Source organism: Streptomyces panaciradicis (assembly GCF_023516615.1).
GTDB lineage: Bacteria > Actinomycetota > Actinomycetes > Streptomycetales > Streptomycetaceae > Streptomyces > Streptomyces panaciradicis.
This window is the reverse complement of sequence record NZ_JAMGBF010000007.1, coordinates 1-21,282: the sequence shown is the minus strand read 5'-3', so window position 1 is coordinate 21,282 and position 21,282 is coordinate 1. Positions and strand designations below refer to the sequence as shown.

General features: G+C 72.0%; 17 protein-coding genes and 1 pseudogene. 8 read left to right on the top strand and 10 right to left on the bottom strand.

Features of this window, described 5'->3' with window-relative positions:
* Nucleotides 1-183 precede the first annotated feature (183 nt).
* From M8J74_RS03310 to M8J74_RS03295, 4 genes and pseudogenes are all read right to left on the bottom strand, one after another.
* A pseudogene (locus tag M8J74_RS03310) lies at nt 184-1,089 on the bottom strand (non-reducing end alpha-L-arabinofuranosidase family hydrolase); the annotation flags it as partial.
* 403 nt (nt 1,090-1,492) lie between these two features.
* Nucleotides 1,493-2,074, bottom strand: a complete 582-nt coding sequence (locus tag M8J74_RS03305; protein WP_249834964.1) for a hypothetical protein — start codon at nt 2,072-2,074, stop codon at nt 1,493-1,495.
* Between the two features lie 278 nt (nt 2,075-2,352).
* Nucleotides 2,353-3,795: an APC family permease gene (locus tag M8J74_RS03300; protein WP_249834963.1), complete on the bottom strand. Its 1,443-nt coding sequence runs from the start codon at nt 3,793-3,795 to the stop codon at nt 2,353-2,355.
* 54 nt (nt 3,796-3,849) lie between these two features.
* Nucleotides 3,850-4,548: a FadR/GntR family transcriptional regulator gene (locus tag M8J74_RS03295; RefSeq protein WP_249834962.1), complete on the bottom strand. Its 699-nt coding sequence runs from the start codon at nt 4,546-4,548 to the stop codon at nt 3,850-3,852.
* Between the two features lie 201 nt (nt 4,549-4,749).
* Between M8J74_RS03295 and M8J74_RS03290 the strand changes: the two genes are divergently transcribed.
* Nucleotides 4,750-6,171, top strand: a complete 1,422-nt coding sequence (locus tag M8J74_RS03290) for an amino acid permease (protein WP_249834961.1) — start codon at nt 4,750-4,752, stop codon at nt 6,169-6,171.
* A 65-nt stretch (nt 6,172-6,236) separates the two neighbouring features.
* Here the strand turns inward: M8J74_RS03290 and M8J74_RS03285 are convergent, their stop codons facing one another.
* Complete coding sequence (locus M8J74_RS03285) at nt 6,237-8,129, bottom strand: ABC transporter ATP-binding protein (protein WP_249835040.1); 1,893 nt, start codon at nt 8,127-8,129, stop codon at nt 6,237-6,239.
* A gap of 174 nt (nt 8,130-8,303) precedes the next feature.
* Between M8J74_RS03285 and M8J74_RS03280 the strand changes: the two genes are divergently transcribed.
* Nucleotides 8,304-9,284, top strand: coding sequence for a lysylphosphatidylglycerol synthase transmembrane domain-containing protein (locus M8J74_RS03280; RefSeq protein ID WP_249834960.1), 981 nt, complete (start codon nt 8,304-8,306; stop codon nt 9,282-9,284).
* A gap of 39 nt (nt 9,285-9,323) precedes the next feature.
* Here M8J74_RS03280 and M8J74_RS03275 read toward each other — a convergent pair whose 3' ends face one another.
* Nucleotides 9,324-10,037: an SDR family NAD(P)-dependent oxidoreductase gene (locus M8J74_RS03275; protein ID WP_249834959.1), complete on the bottom strand. Its 714-nt coding sequence runs from the start codon at nt 10,035-10,037 to the stop codon at nt 9,324-9,326.
* A 56-nt stretch (nt 10,038-10,093) separates the two neighbouring features.
* On the opposite strand from M8J74_RS03275, the gene M8J74_RS03270 reads away from it, so the two are divergent.
* Together M8J74_RS03270 and M8J74_RS03265 are read left to right on the top strand one after the other, a co-directional pair.
* Nucleotides 10,094-10,858, top strand: coding sequence for a crotonase/enoyl-CoA hydratase family protein (locus tag M8J74_RS03270; RefSeq protein WP_249834958.1), 765 nt, complete (start codon nt 10,094-10,096; stop codon nt 10,856-10,858).
* A gap of 109 nt (nt 10,859-10,967) precedes the next feature.
* Entirely contained in the window at nt 10,968-12,062 is a 1,095-nt protein-coding gene (locus M8J74_RS03265) for a mechanosensitive ion channel family protein (RefSeq protein ID WP_249834957.1), read from the top strand.
* Nucleotides 12,063-12,066: 4 nt separating this feature from the next.
* Here the strand turns inward: M8J74_RS03265 and M8J74_RS03260 are convergent, their stop codons facing one another.
* Nucleotides 12,067-13,590, bottom strand: coding sequence for a M1 family metallopeptidase (locus M8J74_RS03260; RefSeq protein WP_372500101.1), 1,524 nt, complete (start codon nt 13,588-13,590; stop codon nt 12,067-12,069).
* A 238-nt stretch (nt 13,591-13,828) separates the two neighbouring features.
* Here M8J74_RS03260 and M8J74_RS03255 point away from each other — a divergent pair, with 238 nt between their 5' ends.
* The 3 genes from M8J74_RS03255 to M8J74_RS03245 all read left to right on the top strand — a co-directional run bounded on the left by M8J74_RS03255 (nt 13,829) and on the right by M8J74_RS03245 (nt 17,509).
* Nucleotides 13,829-16,048 (top strand): NADP-dependent isocitrate dehydrogenase, encoded by a 2,220-nt coding sequence (locus M8J74_RS03255; protein WP_249834955.1) that lies wholly within the window; start codon nt 13,829-13,831, stop codon nt 16,046-16,048.
* 118 nt (nt 16,049-16,166) lie between these two features.
* Entirely contained in the window at nt 16,167-16,715 is a 549-nt protein-coding gene (locus M8J74_RS03250; RefSeq protein WP_249834954.1) for a YciI family protein, read from the top strand.
* Nucleotides 16,712-17,509, top strand: coding sequence for an N-formylglutamate amidohydrolase (locus tag M8J74_RS03245; RefSeq protein WP_249834953.1), 798 nt, complete (start codon nt 16,712-16,714; stop codon nt 17,507-17,509). The genes M8J74_RS03250 and M8J74_RS03245 overlap by 4 nt, the downstream gene beginning before the upstream one ends.
* A gap of 57 nt (nt 17,510-17,566) precedes the next feature.
* Here M8J74_RS03245 and M8J74_RS03240 read toward each other — a convergent pair whose 3' ends face one another.
* Genes M8J74_RS03240 through M8J74_RS03230 form a run of 3 tightly spaced genes read right to left on the bottom strand, consistent with a single transcriptional unit; the run spans nt 17,567 to nt 20,147 of the window.
* Complete coding sequence (locus M8J74_RS03240; RefSeq protein ID WP_249834952.1) at nt 17,567-18,070, bottom strand: hypothetical protein; 504 nt, start codon at nt 18,068-18,070, stop codon at nt 17,567-17,569.
* Nucleotides 18,071-18,075: 5 nt separating this feature from the next.
* The gene (locus M8J74_RS03235; RefSeq protein WP_058921705.1) at nt 18,076-18,651 is read right to left on the bottom strand and encodes an RNA polymerase sigma factor; all 576 of its coding nucleotides are present in this window, start codon (nt 18,649-18,651) and stop codon (nt 18,076-18,078) included.
* 59 nt (nt 18,652-18,710) lie between these two features.
* The gene (locus M8J74_RS03230) at nt 18,711-20,147 is read right to left on the bottom strand and encodes a S8/S53 family peptidase (protein ID WP_249834951.1); all 1,437 of its coding nucleotides are present in this window, start codon (nt 20,145-20,147) and stop codon (nt 18,711-18,713) included.
* Nucleotides 20,148-20,297: 150 nt separating this feature from the next.
* Between M8J74_RS03230 and M8J74_RS03225 the strand changes: the two genes are divergently transcribed.
* Nucleotides 20,298-21,282, top strand: a 985-nt coding sequence (locus tag M8J74_RS03225; RefSeq protein WP_249835039.1) for a tetratricopeptide repeat protein, incomplete at its 3' end; no start/stop codon positions are given.

The window sequence follows — 21,282 nt, the reverse complement described above, 5'->3', positions numbered from 1 at the left end:
CCGAGGAAGGCCCGGCAGGATCGAAGAGCCCACGCACCGGCGGAACCGGACGCGGAACCCCGGGCGCGAGGACCGCGCAAACGCCCGACGGTAGCACGAGGCATGTCGTCGGGCCGACTTCGCCCAGGAGGGGAACCCCCGGCCGGTGCTCGGTCGGGGGTTCCGTTGGGGGGTGGCTCCCGGTCAGCGCTGGAGGGTGAGCAGGCCCGGCCGCCAGGGCAGCTGGTCGTAGGGGCCGCTCGCCGAGGGGGACTTGCCCTGGTAGAGGAGCTGCAGGTTGCAGGGGTCGACGGTCATGGTCTGGTCGGGGTTGTTGCGGACCAGGTCGCCGTGGCTGATGTCGTTGGTCCAGCCGGCACCGCTGTTGGCCTTGCCCGCGAAGGGGTTGCTCTCGGTGGCGGCCTGCGGGGTCCACGAACCGTTCAGGCTGGAGGCCGTGAAGGAGCGGAAGTAGCGCTGCTCGTTCGCCCCCCGCGCCTCGACGATCATGAGGTACTGGTTCTGGCCCTGGACCTTGTAGACCTGGGGCGCCTCGAACAGGTTCTTCGTCGAGTCGCTCATCACGGTCGTGTACGAGGAGCCGAAGTTGCCGGGGAAGTTCCCGATCGGCATGCTCGCCCGGTAGATCTTGCCGTTGTCACCGGCGAAGAACAGGTACATGTTCTGGCCGTCGGCGATCAGCGTCTGGTCGATGGGGCCGGTGCCGGAGCCGGAGATGCTCCCGGTGAACAGCGGCTGCGGCGCGGACCAGCCGTTGGGGTTGGTGGGGTCGCTGGAGGTCCGGTAGATGAACGGCCACGCGCCCCACTGGTACGCCAGCACCCAGATGTTCTTGGGCGCGAAGTAGAACAGCGTCGGCGCCACCGCGGACTGGCTCATGCCGGTCTGACGGGCCGACCCCATGTCGGACCAGTTCGTGAACGGACTGAACGCCATCGAGCCGTACGACGACCCCGACACGTTCGACGCGTAGACCAGGTGCTTGCCGTTGTAGACGACGTTGGTGAAGTCCTTCAGCGAGGCCCAGCCGTTCGCCGGCTGGGCCAACGCACCCGTCGACGACCACCGGTACGTCGACGGAAGAGCACACGCGCTGGGGGCCGCCTGAGCCGGTTGCGCGACGAGTGCCGCCGCCAGCGAGGCCAGGGCGGCGGCCGAGGCCGCGAGCGCCACGGACAGACGTTTGCGGCTGAAACTTGCTCTGCGCATGAGGACCTCTTGATTCTCTAGTACGGGTTCGATTCGTGCGGGTACTGGTTCCTTGCTGTTTGCCGTGCGCATGACATTCTCGACCGGGAAGCGTTCGCCATACCGAACAAAGGTCAAGCTCTCGAACAATCTGGATGATAGGGAGCCGATCCGAGGCGTCAATGGCCCTCGCAATATTCGTCGTTCACTTCGAAATGTTTCGGTCCGAAAACCGGCGCACAGGCGGGGCGGACCGCGCCGCGCACGGTCCGCCCCGCGTCTTCTCACCGGGTCCGGGATGCGGCTACCCGGCCGTCGGCAGGGAGGGCGTTCCGCCGCCCAGAAGCCCCGTGACCAGGGAGAGGATGGGCGACAGGGCGCCCGTCACGGAGGTGAGCGCCGAGCCGAGGTCGAGCGAGCCGAGGCCCTTGAGCAGATCCGAGATCGCCGCCTGGATCTGTTCCACGACGTCCGAGATCGGGTCGCCGGCGCGTACTCCCGCCCGGGTCGTGCCGTCGGCGGTGGGTGCGGCGTGTTCCCGCAACTGGCGTACCAGGGCGGCGGACGAGGTTTCGATCGCCTTCCGGTAATCGGTCGCCTCCTGCGCGCCGAGCCGGTCACCGCGTCGGGCGTCGAGGGCGGTCAGGACACCGAGCAGGGGGTGGAGCGCTTCGGTGCCGGGGAGCCGCTTCGCCCCGTCGAGCCACCGGCCGACGTCCGCCCCCTCGGTGGTCGGCGCGTCGGGGACGGACGGCTGCGCGACGGCGGTTTCGGTGGCTGTGGTTCGGGGGCCGGTCGTGGCGGCGGCGGTGCCTGCGGGGCCGAGGACCAGGGCCGCGCAGACGACGGACGGCAGGAGCAGTCCGCGGGAAACGAGGGGGGACATGCACGTTCCTTTCAGAAGCTGCTGGATGCAGCTGTCATGGCCACCGTGAAAAGCCCCGCCGTGCCACGCAACCGGTCGGACACCGGGCCCGCCGCTCCCGCTCCCGTGCGCACGGCCCTCACCTGCGTCTTTTCGGCCAAGCGCGCTGTGTGTGCGCCGCCCCCCGCGCTCCGCCGTCAGGGTACGGGCGGGCGGCCGCTCGGCAAGTCGGCCCTCGGCGCCCGGCCGGTCCCGGCGCCGGGTTCACTCCTCGTCGGCGACGACGCGGCGACGCGGGTTCACTCCACGTCGGCGACGACGGAGCCGACCCGTTCGGCCAGCCCCGGGTCCCGGCGGACGAGGAGGGCCGCGTAGCCGACGGCGAGGAGCAGGGCCGCGAGCGCGGCGACCGGGAACCAGTTGTACGGCGCGGGCTGGCCGGGCTTGGCCAGGTAGTACAGCGGCACCAGGATCGCCAGGGCGCCGAGCGCGGGCAGCACCAGGTGGCGGACCGTGCGGAACTCCTGCGGCCGGTAGCGCCGGTAGTAGAAGGGCAGGGCGATGTTGGAGGCCAGGTAGACCACCAGGATCAGGATGGTGCCCAGGGTCGAGGACTCGGTGAAGAAGACCACGGGGTCCATCGGGCCGCCGTCGGCGCCGATCAGGTGGCCGAGGCCCCAGCCGCCGATGATCAGCAGGGCGGTGACGGCGAAGGTGACGATCGCGTTGTTCGGCGTACGGCGCACGGGGTGGACGTAGCCGAAGAAGGACGGCAGCAGTCCCTCGCGTCCGGCGTTGAACACCAGCCGCGCCTGGGAGTTGATGCCCGCGATGAGCACGCCCAGGGTGGAGGTCAGACCGCCGACGTAGGCGAGGAAGGCCAGCGCGCCGAGGGTGTCGTGGGCGACGTCGATGAAGGGGATGGCGGAGTCGCCGAGGCGCTGGACGTCGTAGCCGAAGCCGGTGACGGTGGCGTAGGAGAAGAGGATGTAGCTCGCCGTCATGATGCCCACCGAGGAGAACACGGCGCGGCCGACGTTGCGCCGCGGGTTCTCCGTCTCCTCGGCGAGGGCGGCGGAGTTCTCCCAGCCGACGAAGAGGTAGACGGCGAGCGGGAAGCCCGCGGCCAGGCCCTTGAGACCGTCGTGGATGTGGTCGGGCAGGAACGGCGCGGCGGAGAGGTTGCCGCGGTGCTCGACGAGCGCGGCGACGGAGACCACGACGAGGACCAGCATCTCGACGGCGAAGAAGTAGCCGGCCCACTTGGTGGAGACGACGATGCCGCGCAGCATCAGCACCACCGACGCGCCGGTCAGCAGCAGGGTCCACAGGATCCAGGGGACGTCGAGGCCGGTGTAGTGGTGCAGGGTGATCTGGACGAAGCCGCCCGAGATGGCGATGACGGAGGCCATGGCGATGATGTAGCCGAGGCCCGCCAGCAGGGCGGTGGTCACGGCGCTGACCGGCCCGAAGGTCTTGCCGACGAAGGTGATGAAGCTGCCCGCCGACGGGTGCGCCCGGGAGAACTGGGCGAGGGTGTTGCCGAGCAGCGCGACCGCCACGCCCGCGGCGAGGATGGTCAGCGGGGAGGCGACGCCCGCGGTGGTGGCGAGGAAGGCGAAGCCGAAGAAGAAGCTCATGGCCGGGCCGACGTTGGCCATGGTGGCGGCGGCGATGTCCGCCATGCCGAGGACGCCGCCGCGCAGCCGCTGGGGCGGGCCGGCGGTTCTCCGGTCGGGCATGACGGCGGCTCCTTGTGCGGGGTTCGGTGCGGGGAGGTGAGTCGTGCGCGGGTCTCAGGCCGTTCCGGTGTCGCCGCGGTGGGCCTTGACCGCGGCCACCGCCGGGGCCATGGCGCCGCGGGCGAGTTCGTCCAGCAGGTCGGCGTGGTGGCGGTTGCGCGCCCGGACGACCTCGGGGGTCGGTGCGGGCAGCAGCAGGCACTGGCGGCCGAGCAGGTCGGCGGCGAACTCGCGGATGCCGGCGCCCCCGAGGGCCTCGGCGAGGTCGAGGTGGAAGCGGGTCTCCAGTTCGAGCAGCCGGTCGGGCAGGTCGGCCCGGTCCAGTTCGTCGACCAGGGCCCGCAGTCCGTCGAGCCGGTCCCGCGGCACCTCACCCACCGCGTGGGAGACGAGCCCGCACTCCAGGAGCGCGTGGACGGCGTCGAGCGAGGCGGCCTCGTCGGGGTCGTGCATCACGGCCACGACGGTGTCCCAGTCCTGGGCGACGAAGGTTCCGCCGGCCCTGCCGCGCCGGCGGTCGAGGAGACCGTCCTGGCACATGCCCTCCAGGGCCCGGCGCACGGTGATCTCGCCGATGCCGAGCTCCTCGGCGAGGACGCCGACGTCGGGAAGCCTCTCCCCCGGCGCCTCGGACCTCAGACGCACCCGCAGGGCGATGCGTGAGCGGACGAGTTCCGACCCTGTCTGTCCCCTGCCGGGCAGGACGCGGACGTCGAGCACCCCGGAGACGAACTTGCCCGCTGCCTTGACCACGACGTCACCTTAACCGCCTGCTGAGCGGGGTCACGGCCCGCGTGAGATGTGCATGGGGGGCTCCTACGGACGTAGCGGCTCCGCGTTGCACGCAAAATAGAGCACGATGAACAGTTAAACAAGTCTTGTTCTTTTGGATCGTACTGAACTAATTTCCGGGTCACCGTCCCCTCCGTCCTCACTCCTCTCATGGATGTCGCGATGACCTCAACGCTCACCCAGAGTCCGCCCTCCGAGCCCGGCCTGAAGCCGGGGCTCAAGAACCGCCACCTGTCGATGATCGCCATCGGCGGTGTCATCGGCGCCGGCCTGTTCGTCGGGTCCGGCTCCGGCATCGCCGCCGCCGGCCCCGGCATCCTCGTCTCGTACGCGCTGGTCGGCGTCCTCGTCGTCCTCGTGATGCGCATGCTGGGCGAGATGGCCGCCGCCAACCCGACGTCCGGCTCCTTCTCGGCCTACGCCGACCGGGCGCTGGGCCGCTGGGCGGGCTTCACCATCGGCTGGCTGTACTGGTTCTTCTGGGTCGTGGTGCTCGCCGTCGAGGCGACCGCCGGGGCCAAGATCCTGGCCGGCTGGGTGCCCGCGGTCCCGCAGTGGGGCTGGGCCCTGATCGTCATGCTGGTGCTGACCGCCTCCAACCTCGCCTCGGTCAGCTCCTACGGCGAGTTCGAGTTCTGGTTCGCGGGCATCAAGGTCGTCGCCATCGCCGCGTTCATCGTGCTCGGCGGCCTCGCGATCTTCGGTCTGCTGCCCGGCTCCGACCACCCGGCGTCCGGCTTCTCCTACCTCACCGCGCACGGCGGGTTCCTGCCGCACGGGCCGGGCGCGATCCTCACCGGCGTGCTGATGGTGGTCTTCTCCTTCATGGGCAGCGAGATCGTCACCCTCGCGGCCGGTGAGTCCCAGGACCCGCGGGGCGCGGTCACCAAGGCCACCAACAGCGTGATCTGGCGGATCGCGGTGTTCTACCTGGGCTCGATCCTGATCGTCGTGTCGCTGCTGCGCTGGGACGACCCGGCGATCCTCAAGGAGGGCTCCTACGTCGCCGCGCTCAGCTCCATCGGCATCCCGCACGCCGCGCAGATCATGAACGCGATCGTGCTGACCTCGGTGCTGTCCTGCCTCAACTCCGGCCTGTACACGGCCTCCCGCATGGCCTTCTCGCTCGGCGGGCGCAACGACGCCCCGGCCTCCTTCGCCCGCACCACGCAGCGCGGTGTGCCGCGCACGGCGATCCTCGCCTCGGTGGTCTTCGGCTTCGTCGCGGTCGCCTTCAACTACCTGTGGCCGGACACCGTCTTCCAGTTCCTGCTCAACTCCTCCGGCGCGATCGCGCTCTTCGTCTGGCTGGTGATCTGCTTCTCCCAGCTGCGGATGCGGAAGATCATCCAGCGGGAGTCGCCGGAGAAGCTCGTCGTGCGGATGTGGCTCTACCCCTACCTGACCTGGGCCACCATCGCCCTGATCGCCTTCGTGCTGATCTACATGCTCACCGACACCGCCGAGGGCGGCGGACGCGACCAGGTGGTCCTGTCCACGCTGGTGGCGCTGGGCGTGGTGGTCTTCGCCCTGGTCCGCCAGCGGGTGCGCGGCAAGCGGGACGAGCCGGCGCTGCAGTCGTAGCGACTTCCCGCCGTACGGCCCCGGGGGCGGCACTGCCGTCTCCGGGGCCGACGCCGTCGCCGTCGCTAGGCCACCACCTCGACCTCCGGCGCGCCGTCCTCGCCGCGCTCCTCGAACTGCGTGCGGTACAGCTCGGCGTACCGGCCGCCGGCCAGCAGCAGTTCCTCGTGGGTGCCGCGCTCCAGGACCCGCCCGTCCTCGATCACCAGGATCATGTCCGCGGCCCGCACGGTGGACAGCCGGTGTGCGATCACCACCGCGGTCCTGCCCGCCAGCGCCTCGGTCAGCGCCTCCTGGACGGCGGCCTCGGAGGTGTTGTCGAGGTGGGCGGTGGCCTCGTCGAGGATGACGACGCGCTGGCGGGCCAGCAGCAGACGGGCGATGGTCATGCGCTGGCGCTCGCCGCCGGACAGGCGGTAGCCGCGCTCGCCGACGACCGTGTCCAGGCCGTCGGGCAGCGAACGGACCAGGTCGTCGAGGCGGGAGCGGCGCAGGGCGTCCCACAGCTCGGCCTCGTCCGCCCCGGGGCGGGCCAGCAGCAGGTTGGCGCGGACGGTGTCGTGGAAGAGGTGGCCGTCCTGGGTGACCATGCCGAGGGTGGCGCGCAGCGAGCCGGCGCTCAGGTCGCGGACGTCCACGCCGCCGATGCGCACGGCGCCCTCGTCCACGTCGTACAGGCGCGGCAGCAGCTGCGCGATGGTCGACTTGCCGGCGCCGGAGGAGCCGACGAGCGCCACGGTCTGGCCGGGCTCGGCGCGGAAGGAGACGCCGTGCAGGACCTCGGCGCCGCCCCTGGTGTCCAGCGACGCGACCTCCTCCAGCGAGGCCAGGGAGACCTTGTCGGCGGACGGGTAGGCGAAGCGGACGGCGTCGAACTCGACGGAGACCGGGCCCTCGGGGACGGCCCGCGCGTCCGGCTTCTCCTCGATGAGCGGCTCCAGGTCGAGCACCTCGAAGACGCGCTCGAAGCTGACCAGGGCGCTCATCACCTCGACCCGGGCCCCGGCGAGCGCGGTGAGCGGCGCGTACATGCGGGTCAGCAGCAGGGCGAGGGAGACGACAGCGCCCGGCTCCAGGCTGCCGCGCAGGGCGAACCAGCCGCCCAGGCCGTAGACGAGGGCCAGCGCCAGGGAGGACACCAGAGTGAGCGCGGTGATGAACACCGACTGGGCGGTGGCGGTGCGCACGCCGATCTCGGCGACCCGGCGGGCGCGCGCCGCGAACTCCTCCGACTCCTGCTCCGGGCGCCCGAACAGCTTGACCAGGGTGGCGCCGGGAGCGGAGAAGCGCTCGGTCATCCGGGTGCCCATGGCGGCGTTCAGGGTGGCCGCCTCGCGCTGCATCAGGGCCATGCGGCTGCCCATGCGCCGGGCCGGGATCACGAACGCGGGCAGGAGCAGCAGCGCGAGCAGCGTGATCTGCCAGGACAGGGTGAGCATGACGGCGAGCGTGAGGACGAGGGTGACCAGGTTGCTGACCACTCCGGACAGGGTGTTGCTGAAGGCGCGCTGGGCGCCGATGACGTCGTTGTTGAGTCGGGAGACCAGCGCTCCCGTACGTGTCCGTGTGAAGAACGCGACCGGCATCCGCTGCACATGATCGAACACAGCCGTCCGCAGATCGAGGATGAGCCCCTCGCCGAGCGACGCCGAGAGCCTCCGGCCGAGGATCCCGAGCGCCGCCTCCGCGACCGCGATGAGCGCGATGAGCAGGGCGAGGCGTACGACGGTGCCCTGGTCGCCGTGCGACACGATCGCGTTCACGACATGTCCGGCGAGCACGGGGGTCGCGACGGCGAGCAGCGCGGTCACCACCCCGAGGAGCACGAACTGTGCGATGCGGGCGCGGTGCGGACGGGCGAACGCGCCGATACGGCGCAGCGTGGCGCGCGCCACGGGTCGGCGCTCCTGCTGGGCCGTCATGACACTGTGCAGCTGTGTCCACGCTGTGGTTTCCATGCTCATGGGAGAGAACGTAGAACCTCGAGCGTCGTTGAGGTCAACACTCCCGCCGCTTCGTCCCCTGCCCCGAAGGACCTCATGGCCCTGCCTCCCCACCCGCTTCCCGTCCGTAAGCCGCTGTCCGCGATGCCGCAACCCGCCGTTGGCGCGGTGCGGAAACCCTCTCCCGGTGTGACTGCGGTCGAAATTCCCCACGGCTCCCTCCCGCCGGGACGGTTCCCCCGTCGCGTCCCGGTCCGCCAGGTCCTGTGCCTGCTTCCGCTCCTGCTGGTCGCCGTCGTCGCCGTGCGGCACCGTGACGTGCTGGCCGAGGGCTTCGGCCACCTGCGCTCGGCCGACTGGCCGTGGCTGCTGGCGGCGGTCGCCGCCACCTGTCTGACCTGGGTGGCGGCCGCCTTCACCCGGCAGGGCGCGGTCGTCGACCGGCTGCCGAGACGGCGGCTGCTGGCCACCCAGTTCGCGGCCGGCTCCGCCAACCATCTGCTGCCCACCGGCCTGGGCGCGGGGGCGGTCAACCTGCGGTTCATGACCGTGTGCGGCATTCCGCTGGCCCGCTCCTCGGCCGCCCTGGCCCTGTACCTGCTGGCGGAGTCGGTCACCCGGGTGGCCCTGCTGGTCGCACTGCTCCTCGCCTTCCCCGGCGCGCTGCGCTTCGGCAGCCTGGTGCCGCCGGGAGCGACGGCCCCGCTGCTGCTCACGGTCGCGGCGGTCGCGGTCGTGGCCGCCACGGTCCTGGTCCTGGTACGGCGGCTGCGGACGACCGCGCTGTCCTTCCTGCGCACGGCGCTGGGCGAACTGCGCTCGGTGCACACGCGCCCGTCCCGTGCCCTCGCCCTGTGGGGCGGCTCGCTCGCCTTCCCCGCGCTGCAGGCGGCGGGGCTCGTCCTGGTCGGCATGTCACTCGGGCTGCCGGTGCCTCCGGTGCACATGGCGGTGGCGTACCTGGCCGCGACGGTCGCGGTCGCGCTGGTGCCGACGCCCGGCGGCCTCGGCTCCGTGGAGGCGGCGCTGGTCGTGGCGCTGGTGGCGGCGGGTGGCCCGGCGGCCGTGGCGACGGCGGTGGTGCTCGCCTACCGGATCATCACGGTGTGGCTGCCGCTGGTGCCGGGGGCGCTGACCCTGGGGGCGCTGGTACGGCTGAAGGTGATCTGACGCCACACTGAAGGCGGACGTCCCGTCGGGACAGACGCCCTACCAGGCGAGCGGCTCGCCGTCCCGGAAGAAGCCGCCGGTCGGCCCTCCGTCGGGCAGGGTGGCCGCCCAGACGACGCCCGCCGCGCCCTCGGCCACGGACCGGCCGCCCCGGCCGCCCATGTCGGTGGCGACCCAGCCCGGGCAGACCGCGTTGACCAGCACACCGTCCGGGCGCAGTTCACCGGCCAGGAGACGGGTGAGGGCGTTGAGGGCGGCCTTGGAGACGCTGTAGGCCGGGGTGCCGCCGCTCATCGCGTGCAGGGAGCCGCCCTCGCTGCTCACCATGACGACCCGGGGGTGCGGGCTGCGCCGCAGCAGCGGAAGCAGCGCCTGGGTGACCCGCCAGGCACCGAACAGGTTGGTGTCCAGGGCCTGCCGGACCTCGGCCAGATCCGCGGAGCGGGCCTGCGCCCAGGTGTCGTAGAGGATCGCCGCGTTGTTGACGACCACGTCCACGCGGCCCTGCTCGCGGGCCACCCGTTCGGCCGTCGCGGCCACGCTCGCCGCGTCGGCGACGTCGAGGCGGACGGCGGTCACCCGCTCGCCGCCCGGGTCGAGGCGGGCCGCGGCGGCGCGCCCCTTGCCGAGGTCGCGCGCACCGAGGAGCACGCGGTACCGCCGGTCGGCCAGTTGTCGTACGACCTCGTGTCCGATCCCGCGGTTGGCCCCGGTCACCACGGCCACCGGAAGGTCGGCTCCTTCGCCTGCCATCAGGAACACTCCCTTTGTACGCACCATCAGGCTCGCACAGGAAAAGGGGGCCCGGCATGCCGGTCCGGACCGAGCGCCAGGGACACGTCACCACGGTCGTCCTCTCCCGTCCCGAGGCCCGCAACGCCGTCGACGGTCCCACGGCCGCCGAACTGGCCGCCGCGTTCGGGGAGTTCGAGGCGGACGAGGAGGCGCGGGTGGCGGTGCTGTGGGGTGAGGGCGGCACGTTCTGCGCGGGCGCCGACCTCAAGGCCGTCGGTACGGAGCGGGGCAACCGGGTGGCGGAGGACGGCGACGGGCCGATGGGCCCGACGCGGCTGCGGCTGTCCAAGCCGGTGATCGCGGCGGTCGCCGGGCACGCGGTGGCGGGCGGCCTGGAACTGGCCCTGTGGTGCGATCTGCGGGTCGCCGAGGAGGACGCGGTCTTCGGCGTGTTCTGCCGCCGCTGGGGCGTGCCGCTGATCGACGGGGGCACGGTGCGGCTGCCCCGGCTGATCGGGCAGAGCCGGGCGCTGGACCTGATCCTGACGGGGCGTCCGGTGCCGGCGGCGGAGGCGTACGCCATGGGGCTGGCCAACCGCCTCGTCCCCACCGGCACGGCCCGCGCCGCGGCCGAGGAACTGGCCGCGGAGATCGCCCGTTTCCCGCAGACGTGCCTGCGCGGCGACCGGGCGTCGGCGCTGGAGCAGGAGGGCCTCACGGAGGAGGAGGCGATGCGCGGCGAACTCCGCCACGGAATGGGCGTGTTGGCGCAGGGGCTGGAGGGGGCGGCGCGGTTCGCCTCCGGGGCGGGGCGGCACGGGTCCTTCACGGACGTATGACGAGACGTGTGGCGAACGGAATGCGCCAGGCCGCACCGGCCGCGGGCACGAACCCCTGTGCGGATGCGGCAGGATGAGCGGTTGCACATCCCGAAATTGGAGGTAACCGGTGAACCGAGCGCTCACCGTGGACGACCTGGTCCTCGCCGGAATCGCGCTGGGTGCGGGCCTGTTGGCCGCGTTCCTGCTGCGCGTGCTGATGCGGTGGCTGGGCAAGCACGCCGACCGCACCCGCTGGAGCGGTGACGACGTCATCGTGGACGCGCTGCGCACGGTGGTGCCGTGGGCCGCGTTCCTGGGCGGGGCCGCGTCCGCGGGCGGGATACTGCCGCTGACGAGAACCGTCCAGAAGCATGTGAACCAGTCGCTCACCGTCGTGTTCATCTTCGTCGTGACGCTGACGGCGGCGCGGGTGATCGCCGGTCTGGTGGGCGCGGTCACCCAGTCCCGCTCCGGGGTCGCCCGGTCGGCCACGATCTTCGTGAACATCACCCGGGTCCTGGTCCTGGCGATCGGCTTCCTGGTGGTGCTGCAGACGCTGGGCATCTCGATCGCGCCGATGCTCACCGCCCTGGGCGTCGGCGGTCTGGCGGTCGCCCTCGCCCTCCAGGACACCCTCGCCAACCTGTTCGCGGGCATCCACATCCTCGCCTCCAAGACGGTGCAGCCCGGCGACTACATCCAGCTGAGCAGCGGCGAGGAGGGGTACGTCGAGGACATCAACTGGCGTCAGACGACCGTGCGGGCGCTCTCGAACAACCTGGTCGTCATCCCCAACGGGGAGCTCGCGAAGGCCAACATGACCAACTTCATGCGCCCCGAGCAGAAGCTGACGATCACCGTCCAGGTCGGCGTCGCCTACGACAGCGACCTGGAGCACGTCGAGCGCGTCACCTGCGAGGTCGTCGCCGAGGTGATGAGGGAGATCGACGGCGCCGTCCCCGACCACGAGCCGCTGGTGCGCTTCCACACCTTCGGCGACTCACGGATCGGCTTCACCGTCATCCTCGGGGTCGGCGAGTTCAGCGACCAGTTCCGGATCAAGCACGAGTTCATCAAGCGACTGCACCGGCGCTACGGCCAGGAGGGCATCCGCATCCCGGCGCCCGCGCGGACGGTGGCGCTGCAGCAGGGCTCGGTGAGCATCCCGCAGCAGCGCACCGCCGAGCAGGTGGGCGACGCGCACGTCGCCCACCTCGACTGACGGCTCAGAGAGTCGCCGAGTTCTCGTGCCAGTGCCCGCCCCGGCGGCTGTGCGGGGTGGCGAGCGAGGAACTGACCGGCGTGACCGTCCAGTCCGGGTGGCCGGGCATCCGCGGGGTCCTGGTGCCGTAGAGCCAGTCCCGCAGGAAGCCGGTCAGGTCCTGGCCGGAGACCTCCGAGGCGACGGCGATGTAGTCGTCCGTCGTCGCCGAGGAGTTCCGGTACCGGTCCAGGAACGCGCGCTCGATCGCGTGGAAGACGTCCTCGCCGACGACCTGGCGCAGCGCGTACAGGACGAGGACGCCGCCCGTGTAGCGCTGGTTGTCGAAGAGGTTGACCTCGTTCGGCGCGGCGACCGGGCCGGAGTCGTGCCGCCACTGGTCGCCGACGCCGTAGGTCCACTTCATGCGGTCCTCGAACGTGCTGTAGCCGAGGGAGTCGGTCCAGCCGCGCTCGTAGCGGTACAGCAGTCCGTAGTAGTCGGCGTGGCCCTCGTTGAGCCACAGGTCGGCCCAGTTCGCGGGGCTGACCAGGTTGCCGAACCAGGAGTGGACCAGCTCGTGCATCATGTGCGAGCCGATCTTCTTCTCCTCCTGGAGCAGGAAGTTCGGCTTGTACAGGGTGAGCGTCTGGGTCTCCAGCCCCGTGAAGTCGAAGGCGGTCGGGCTGTCGGAGTTGCAGGGCAGCAGACCGTACGTCTCGAAGGGGAACGCCCCGAGGCGCTGCTCGATCCACTCCACCAGGCCGGGCGTGAGCGCGAGCGCGGGCTCCAGTGCGGCGGCGCGGGCCGTCGGCACGACGTCCCGCAGCGGCAGGCCGTTGGGGCCCGGCCGCTCCTTGACGACGTAGTCGCCGACCGTGATCTGCACCAGCTCCGTGGCCATCGGCTCACGGGACGCGTACGTGTACGCCGTACGGCCCCCGTCGAGGCTCTCGGTACCGCACAGGAGACCGTTGGCGACGCCCCGCAGTCCGTCGGGGACGGTGACGCGGAAGGTGAAGTCCGCCTTGTCCGCGGGGTGGTCGTTGCAGGGGAAGACGGTGTGCGCGGAGTTCGGCTGCGGGCAGATCGCGAAGCCGTCCGGGGTGACGACCCAGGCGGTGTGCGGCAGGGCGCGGGCCGGATCGGCCGTGTACTCCACGCAGACCGTCACGCGGGCCTTGTCGGGCAGCGGCCGGGCGGGCGTGATCCGCAGCTTCTCGTCGGCCTGCTCGAAGGAGGCGGTGCGGCCGCCGACGCGGACGGCGTGCACGTCCAGGCCGAGACAGTCCAGGGAGAACCGGCTCAGCGGCTGGGTGGCGCGGATCCTCAGGGTGGCGGTGGCCTCGACGAGCTTGGTCGTGGCGTCGTAGGCGAGGTCGAGGTGGTAGTCGGAGACGCGGTAGCCGTCGTTGCCGAGGGCCGGGAAGACGGTGTCGCCGAGGGTCTCGGCGCCCGGTGTGCCCCCGCCCTTCGGCGTCGCCCGGGCCGTTCCCCCCACGGTCAGTGCCGCGGCCGTACCGATCAGGGCGGCCGCGGGGGCCGTCACTCTGGTGCGATATCTCATGGTCAGCTTTCGCTCGGGCGGCCGGGTGGTCAGTTCCGGCCGTCGACGATCAGTTGGACGATCTACATCCATGACCATGCGATCGGCTGTTTGGTTGCATCCCCGTACGGCGTTTCGAGCTCCGTCGAAACGTCCGCGGAACGGACCCCTGTCGAGCCCGCCCCCGAGTCCGAGATATCTTGATGTCGAGCAATGTTGCAGACGTGGAGCGGAGCACCCGGTGACTGACTCGACCATCATCTATACGCACACTGACGAGGCCCCGGCCCTGGCGACGTATTCCTTCCTGCCGGTGGTCCAGGCGTACGCCTCGCAGGCGGGTGTCTCCGTGGAGACGCGGGACATCTCACTGGCGGGCCGCATCATCGCGGTGTTCCCGGAGTACCTCACCGAGGACCAGCGCATCCCGGACGCCCTGCACGAGCTGGGCGAGCTGGCCAAGACGCCCGCGGCCAACATCATCAAGCTGCCGAACATCTCGGCGTCGATCCCGCAGCTCAAGGCCGCCGTCGCCGAGCTGCAGGCGCAGGGCTACGCGCTGCCGAACTACCCGGACGACCCCAAGACCGACGAGGAGCGGGAGATCCAGGCCCGCTACGACAAGGTCAAGGGCTCCGCCGTGAACCCGGTCCTGCGTGAGGGCAACTCCGACCGCCGCGCCCCCGCCTCGGTCAAGAACTACGCCAAGACCCACCCGCACCGCATGGGCGCCTGGACCGCCGAGTCCAAGACGAACGTCGCGACCATGGGCGAGAACGACTTCCGCTCCACCGAGAAGTCCGCCGTCATCTCCGAGGCCGGCGCGCTGCGCATCGAGCTGGTCGGCGACGACGGCTCCACGACCGTGCTGCGCGAGTCCGTCCCGGTCCTCAAGGACGAGGTCGTCGACGCCTCCGTCATGCGCGTCGCCGCGCTGCGCGAGTTCCTGACCGCTCAGGTCGCCGAGGCCAAGGCGCAGGGCGTGCTGTTCTCCGTGCACCTGAAGGCCACGATGATGAAGGTCTCCGACCCGATCATCTTCGGTCACGTGGTGCGCGCGTTCTTCCCGAAGACGTTCGCGAAGTACGGCGAGACGCTCGCCGCGGCCGGCCTGACCCCGAACGACGGTCTGGGCGGCATCTACAAGGGCCTGGAGGGTCTGCCCGAGGGCGCCGAGATCAAGGCCTCCTTCGACGCCGAGCTCGCCGAGGGCCCGGCGCTGGCGATGGTCGACTCCGACAAGGGCATCACCAACCTGCACGTGCCGTCCGACGTCATCGTCGACGCCTCGATGCCGGCCATGATCCGCACCTCCGGCCACATGTGGGGCCCGGACGGCCAGGAGGCCGACACCCTCGCCGTCCTGCCGGACTCCTCCTACGCGGGCGTCTACCAGGCCGTGATCGAGGACTGCCGGGCCAACGGCGCCTACGACCCCTCCACCATGGGCTCGGTCCCGAACGTCGGCCTGATGGCGCAGAAGGCCGAGGAGTACGGCTCCCACGACAAGACCTTCGAGATCCCCGTCACCGGCACGGTCCGCCTCGTCGACCAGGCCGGCAACGTGGTCATCGAGCAGACGGTATCCGCCGGCGACATCTTCCGCGCCTGCCAGACCAAGGACGCCCCCATCAAGGACTGGGTGAAGCTGGCCGTCACCCGCGCCCGCGCCACCGGCAACCCGGCGGTGTTCTGGCTCGACGAGACCCGCGCGCACGACGCCAACCTGATCGCCAAGGTCAACACCTACCTGGCGGAGCACGACACCGAGGGTCTGGACATCCGTGTCCTGAACCCGGTGGAGGCGACGAAGTTCTCGGTGGAGCGCATCCGCCGCGGCGAGGACACCATCTCCGTCACCGGCAACGTGCTGCGCGACTACCTGACCGACCTGTTCCCGATCCTGGAGCTGGGCACCAGCGCCAAGATGCTGTCGGTCGTCCCGCTGATGGCGGGCGGCGGCCTGTTCGAGACGGGCGCCGGCGGCTCCGCGCCGAAGCACGTCCAGCAGCTGGTCAAGGAGAACTACCTGCGCTGGGACTCCCTGGGCGAGTTCTTCGCGCTGGTGCCGTCGCTGGAGCAGTACGCGACCGCCGCGGACAACCCGAAGGCCAAGGTCCTCGCCGACGCCCTCGACCGCGCCACGGCGACCTTCCTCAACGAGGACAAGTCCCCGACCCGTCGCGTCGGCGGCATCGACAACCGCGGCAGCCACTTCTACCTGTCCCTGTACTGGGCGCAGGAGCTGGCCCGGCAGACCGAGGACGCGGACCTGGCCAAGGCCTTCGCCCCGCTCGCCGAGACGCTCGCCGCGAACGAGCAGAAGATCGTCGAGGAGCTGAACGCCGTCCAGGGCAAGCCGGCCGACATCGGCGGCTACTACCAGCCCGACCCGGCCAAGGCGGCGGCGGTCATGCGCCCGTCGGCCACCTGGAACGAGGCGCTGGCTTCCCTGAGCTGACGCTCCGAGGTCTTTTCGAGCCGGCGTCCCGGCAGGCACCCCGCCTGCCGGGACGCCGGCGTTCGCGGCCTCGATATCGAATGGCGGCGGCCCGCGGACCTGGGCAGACTCTGCGGACATGGAGTTCTTCTGCTACCACCGTGACCGGCCCGGCTCCGCTGCCCTGCGCGAGGAGCTGCTGGAGGCGCACTGGTCCTACATGGACCGCTACGCGGCCGAGCTGATCGCCCGGGGGCCGACCTTCGCGGCCGGCGGCGACACGCCCACCGGCAGCGTGCACATCGTGGAGCTGCCGGACGCGGCCGCGGCCCGCGCGTTCGCCTTCGACGAGCCCAACCACCAGGCGGGCGTCTACCGGGACGTGCTCCTGCGCCGGTGGCGGAATCTGCTGGGACGCACCATGTGGCAGTTCCCCGGCGGCTCCAGCGGCGGCAACCGGTACCTGGTGCTCGGCTTCGGAGCGGGAGAGGGCGTCGACCTCGAACCGCCGTCCGACAGGGACGAGTTGGTGGCGTACGGGCCGCTGCTGTCCGACGACGGCGAGACCTGGCTCGGGACGGCGGCCCTGCTGCGGGCGCCGGACCCGCAGGCCGCCCGGGCCGTCCTCAGCGTGGACGGGTACGCGGCCGTCGAGGTGCACGAATGGGAGTTCGGCGGGCGCCGATGACTCCGTCCTTCGAGCTCCTGCCCGGCGCGCCCGGCTCCCCGGTGATCCTCCATGTGCCGCACTCGGCGCGCACGATCCCCGCCGAGGCGCGCGCGGGCATCGTGCTGGACGACGCGGAGCTGGAGCGGGAGCTGGACCACATCACCGACGCGCACACGGCCGAGCTCGCCGAGGCGGCGGCGCGATCGGCGGGCGTCACCCCGTGGCGGTTCGTCAACCGGCTGTCGCGGCTGGTCGTCGACCCCGAGCGGTTCCCCGACGAGCGGGAGGAGATGCTCGCCGTCGGGATGGGCGCGGTGTACACGCGCACGACGCACCGCGAGGCGCTGCGGCCCGCGGACACCGACCCGCGCCCGCTGATCGACCGGTACTTCCACCCGTATGCGCGCGCCATGACGGACGCGGTGGCCGACCGGCTCGCCGCGACGGGCCGCGCCGTGATCGTCGACGTGCACTCCTACCCGACCGCGGCCCTGCCGTACGAGCTGCACGGCGAGGGCCCCCGTCCGCCGGTCTGCCTGGGCACCGACTCCTTCCACACGCCGCCCGCGCTGCTGCGGGCGGCACGGGAGGCGTTCGCGTCCTGCGGGGAGACCGGGCTGGACAGTCCGTTCGCCGGGACGTACGTGCCGCTCCGCTTCCACGGCGCGGACGCGCGGGTCGGCGCGCTGATGGTGGAGATCCGGCGGGACACCTACATGACCGAGCCGGGCGGGCCGGCCGGACCGGGGCTCGGCCGGCTGGCGGCGGCGCTGGCGACTCTCGTCGACGCCGTCACCGGCCCCGCCGGCTGACCTCGGGCCCCGCCGGCTGACCTCGGGCCGGCCGGCGAAGGCCCTGGTGACGTCTGGTCAGACCGTCAGCCAGTCCGTGACGAGCACTCCCTCGCCGGTCCGCAGCCGCAGGGCGAACGGGCCGGCGGGGGGCCGGTCGTGGGTAAAGCGTCCCATGTCGTCGGTGGCCAGGGGCTCGCCCGGGTGCGGGCCGGTGAGCACCTCGATCCGGGCCTGCTGGGGCGGCAGCACCTGTCCCATCAGCCCGTGCGCGGTCAGCTCCACGTCGACGGTCACGCCGCCCGCGTGGAACGTCAGCATCCGCGGCGCGTCGACCGCCCCCCGGACCGGGATGGCGTCGACCACCGAGTCGAAGGTCAGCTCGGCGAGCCGGGCCTCGAGGTCGTGCAGGGCGAACGCCTCCACGGCCATCCGCCGCAGCTCGGCCGGGACGGGGTCGAGGACGGCCGCGGCCCGGCGGAGCTCCTCCTCCAGCAGGTCGAGGTCGAGGTCCTCGCCGTCGAGGGGCGCCTCGCCGTCCATGTCGTCCATGCCGTGCGTGCCGTTCACGTCGTCGTCCATGCCGCTCACACCGCTCCCCGTGCCTCGAGCCGCGCCCGCAGGCGCCGAAGACAGCGCTGGCGCAGCGGTCCGATGCTGCCCACGGCGATCCCGAGGGCCACGGACACCTCCTGGTAGCTGGGCGGCGGCGTGGCCATCAGGACGCGCAGCAACTGCCTGCACCGCTCGCCGAGTTCCTCGAACTCCTGCCACAGGCGCCTGATCCGCTCCGACTCCGCGGCGGCCTCCTCCAGGTCGAGGAAGGACTGCTCCGGCGTACGGTCCTCGCTGATCCGGTCCAGCACCTGCGGATCGTCCGTCGGCGTCAGCCGCCGCAGGCTCTTGAGCACCTTCAGGCACTCGTGCCGCGCGGTGCTCGCCAGCCATGAGCCGGCCTTGTCGGGTTCGCGGATGCGCCCCAGGTGCTGGGCGAAGCGGAACCACACCGTCTGGTAGACCTCGTGCGCGTCGGCGTCGGAGAGCCGGTGCGCGCGCACCACCGACCACACCAGTGGGCTCAGCCCCTCCACGAGCGCCTTCCAGGCCGCCGCGTCGCCGTCGACGGCGGTCTGGACCAGCGCGCCGACATGTGCTCGGTCCACGGTCCCACTCCTCGTGTACGGCCTGTCATCGTACGCCGTGGAGGGGACCGTTCCGCACCTCATGCCGGAGGCGCCAGCTGCGTGACCGGCGACGGACGCCAGCCGGCCGGGAGCAGCGCCGGCACGTGCGCCCCGCGCACCTCCGCGTACGCCGTGTCCCCGGAGAGCAGCTGCTTTCGGGCGGCGCGTGCGTCGGACTCCTTGCCGGCCGTCATGAACGCCGCGATCATCGCGGCCGCGACGGGCGTGGCGAAGGAGGTGCCGCTCCAGTGCGCGTAGCCCTCGAACATCACCTGGTCGGCCTTGCCCGAGGTCGGCGTACCGGCCTCGCTCAGCACCCCGGTGTGGCGCGGGGACTGGCAGGTGCACGCGTAGGTGAAGTGGTACCGGCACGCGTCGTAGGTGGAGTGCTGGTAGACGTACGGCACCGGCGCGTCGAAGCCGGTCAGCGTGCTGGTGAGCCGCTCCCCGGGGGCGTAGACCTTCACCCAGGAGCCGTAGTTGGAGAAGCAGGCGCCGAACTCGCCGTCGGTGCGCAGCGCGCCGACCGACAGCACCGCGTGCGCGTACTCGGGCAGGCCGGCGTAGGCGGCGGGCCAGAAGGGACTGGCGCTGGAGTTGTTGCCGGCCGCCGCGACCAGCAGCGTGTCCTGCTCGCGCAGTTCCTCCATGAAGGCGGCGACGCCGAGCAGGCCGTCGTCACGGCCGTTGGCGGTGCCCGCGGACAGGCTGAGGATCGCCGGCCAGCCGTCGCGGTCGACCGCGTCGAACAGGCGCTGGCCGAACTCGTCCTCCAGGACGGCGCCGGCGTCGTTGAGGGTGTTGCGGACGGTGATGTTCGTCCGCGGGGCGACGGCGGCGACGAGCCCGGCGATGAACGTGCCGTGCCCGACGTACTGCAACAGGTTCCCCTGGGCGTCGGTCTCGGTGCCGTGCAGGTCGCCCTGGACACGGGCGAGCAGCGGCACCAGGGAGTAGTCGTGGGTGAGGCCGTTGTCGACGACGAGGACGTCGACCGCCGTGTCGGAGTCGTGGCCGGCCTCGGCGGGAGCGGGGTTGGTGCCCTGGGTGAGCGGGGCGGGCACGGGCTCGTCACCGGGACAGGAGTTCACGGCGAGCGACACCACGTGGTTGCGGCTGACCAGGCGGCGGCCGGCGCGGGCCTCGTGCCCGCGCAGGGCGCGCAGGGCGTGGGCGACGGCCCGGTCGCCGCGCCGGTCGCCGTGCCCGGGGTCGCCGACCCGGATGCGGGTGATGCCCGAGCGGTTGGTCTCCGGGCTGCCCCGGCGCACCTGGTCGCCGCTCAGGCCGGTCGCCTCGGTGAAGTGGGTGCGGACGGTGTCCTCGACGAGCCGGGCCTCTTCGCCGTCACGGGCGAGGACCACGCCTTTCTCGTAGACGAACTCCGCGGAGTCGTCGGGTCCCAGGGCCAGCGGTACATCGGGCATGGAGCGCTGGATCTGGTCGAACTGCTCGTGGAATCGCTGTGGTGCCATGGCGTGTCCTCCCCCTCGAGGCAGCTGTCGTCAGTTCAGAGTCACAGAGGCGTCGCCTGATACAGCGCCAAACGGGTGTGGGGCGCCACCAGGGCCGTTACCATCCTCAGAGTGACAGCGGGAAGCGACTCGGTGCTCGAACTGCTGCCGATGGTGTTCGCCGCCCCGAACGAGGCTCTGGCGCGGGCTCAGGACGTGCTGGAGTCCGACCCGTCACCGTGGCGCGCCTCCGTGGCGCACCAGGCGATCGGCATCTGGCAGCGGGACTGGGGCGACCTCAGGATCGCGCTGCGCCACCTGCGCCGCGCCCGTGACCTGGCCGCGCGCGCCCAGGACCCCGAGCGTGAGGCGGACGTGCTGGCCGCGCTGGGCGTGGCCCTGATCCACGCGGGGCGCACCCGGCAGGGCCTGGAGGCGCTGGAGCGGGGTGTCGCCGTCAGCAGCGGGCACACCCGCGCGCGCGTGCTGTTCCGGCGGGCGTACGCCTCCTGGGTGCTGGGCCGGCACCGCGAGGCCCTGGAGGACGTACGGCGGGCGATTCCCGTGTTGCGGCAGGCCGACGACGTCATCTGGACGGCGCGGGCGCTGACCCTGCGGGCGACCGTGCATCTGGCGCTGGGCGCGGTGGAGCGGGCGGACGCCGACTTCGCGTCGGCGGAGGCGCTGTGGGACACCACCGGGCAGGACCACGACAAGGCGGACGTCGTCGAGAGCCGGGGGCTGGCCGCGTTCCGGCAGGGGGACGTGCCGGCCGCGCTGCGGCTGCTGGACGAGGCCGAGGAGCGCTACCTCAAGCTCGGCACGCCGTCGTTCATGCTCTACATCCGGCGCTGCGAGGTGCTGATGGCCGCGGGTCTGGTGCCGGAGGCGCTGGCCGAGGCGGACGCGGCGATCGGGACGCTGGACCGGATCGGCGGGCAGTCGACGCGCAAGGCGGAGCTGCTGCTGGTCGCGGCGCGGGCGGCGAGGCTGGCGGGGGACGCGCACACCGCGGTCGCCCGTGCCGCGCTGGCGGTGCGGCTGTTCGCCGGGCAGCGGCGCGCCTGGTGGGAGGCGCACGCCAAGCTGGTGCTGATCGAGGCGCGACTGGCGGCCGGGCGGGGTTCGGGGCGGCTGGTCGCGGACGCGGCCGCGG